This window comes from Streptomyces sp. NRRL B-24085, from assembly GCF_001282115.1.
Lineage (GTDB): Bacteria > Actinomycetota > Actinomycetes > Streptomycetales > Streptomycetaceae > Streptomyces.
Genome location: NZ_LJBR01000673.1, coordinates 1 through 1,496, shown reverse-complemented (window position 1 = coordinate 1,496; position 1,496 = coordinate 1). Strand labels below are relative to the sequence as shown.

Below are 1,496 nucleotides of genomic sequence, written 5' to 3'. Positions count from 1 at the left end.
GACAGGGGTGACGAGGGAGAGGGCGTAGGCGGGGGCCGGGAGGAGGGCACGCGTGCGTGGCGTGCCGTGCCGCACGAACAGCACGAGGTAGCAGACGTGGCCGGCGGCGAACGAGGCCATGCCGGCGAGGAAGGCCGGGTCGCTGTCGGACAGCAGCAGGACGTCGCCGCCCCAGCCGCACAGGAGCGCGGCGACGAGGAGGCGCGGTGCGCCGCTGACCCCTGCCCAGGCGGCGAGGAGCGGCATGAGCAGGGGCTTGGCGACGGTGTGGCCGGCGTCGAGGCCGACCGCAAGGGAGACGAGGTCGGTGAGGGTGGCGGCGGCGAGGCAGGCGAGCAGGAGGGCGGCGGCACGCGTGCGGGGGGATCTCCCGGACGGAGCCGTGGATGCCCGCCGCCCGGGGCGGCCTCTCACGCGGCCGCGCTTCCTTCGGCCGAGGCCGGTTCCGGTGTGGTCGTCGGCGCCGGTTCCGGTGTGGTCGTCGGCCCCGGTTCCGATGTCCCCGTGGTGACCGGTTCCGGTGTCGGCGACGGCTGCCAGCCCGGTCCGCCGAACACCCGCCCGGCCCGCTCGCGCCAACTCCGGGCGTTCTTGACGTCCTTGACGATCGCCACGTACTCGTGCGTGGCCACCTTGATCGGGTTGAACGTGTTGATGTTCTTGGTCAACCCGTAGACGGGCCGTTCGGTCTCGGCGACGAACGAACCGAAGAGCCGGTCCCAGACGATGAGGATCCCGCCGAAGTTGCGGTCCAGGTAGCCGCCCTGGGAGGCGTGGTGGACGCGGTGGTGGGACGGGGTGTTGAAGACGAACTCGAACCAGCGGGGCATCTTGTCGATGCGTTCGGTGTGGATCCAGAACTGGTAGACGAGGTTCGCGGAGGAGCAGAAGGCGAGCGCGGCCGGGTGGACGCCGACGGCGACGAGGGGGACGTAGAACGGCCAGACCGTCAGGCTCGTCCAGGGCTGGCGCAGCGCGGTGGTGAGGTTGAACTTCCGGCTGGAGTGGTGGACGACGTGACAGGCCCACAGGATGCGGATGACGTGGTGGCCGCGGTGGGACCAGTAGTAGAAGAAGTCCTGCCCGAGCAACATCAGGGGGACCGTCCACCACAGGACGGGGACGCGGAGCGGGGTGAGTTCGTAGAGGGCCGTGTAGACGGCGACGATGGGGATCTTCCACAGGAAGTCGAAGAAGAGGCTGCCCAGTCCCATGCCGACGCTGGTGGCGGCGTCCTTCACCTCGTAACCGGCCGCGTCCTCGTCGGGATGGACACGGACGCTGATCATCTCGATGACGGTGAGCAGCACGAAGGCGGGTATGGACCAGACCACGACATCGGGGAGGTTGGGCATGCGTGCACCGTAGAACCGGCCGGTCGGGCACGGCTAGACGTTGTTACCGACAAGTATGACCGGTGGTACGCGCTTGCTTCTTGGCGATCTCCGCCAAGGGGCGTCACCCGACCCCCGCTGCCCCCAGAAGCAACGTCTAGC

Annotated in this window: 2 protein-coding genes; both read right to left on the bottom strand. The window is 69.3% G+C overall.

The genetic code is table 11. The features are described from left to right. The coding region (locus AOJ26_RS41095) for a lysoplasmalogenase family protein (protein ID WP_420713327.1) at positions 1 to 414 on the bottom strand (414 nt) is incomplete at its 3' end. Further along, positions 411 to 1,355 carry a sterol desaturase family protein gene (locus AOJ26_RS41090; RefSeq protein ID WP_078960211.1) on the bottom strand — a complete coding sequence of 315 codons (945 nt, stop codon included), beginning with the start codon at positions 1,353 to 1,355 and terminating at the stop codon, positions 411 to 413. The genes AOJ26_RS41095 and AOJ26_RS41090, both read right to left, overlap by 4 nt. Between the last annotated feature and the right edge of the window lie 141 nt (positions 1,356 to 1,496).

Coding starts and splice junctions, on each gene's coding strand:
- AOJ26_RS41090 (WP_078960211.1), bottom strand. CDS start 1,355: ATGCCCAACCTCCCCGATGTCGTGGTCTGGTCCATACCCGCCTTCGTG.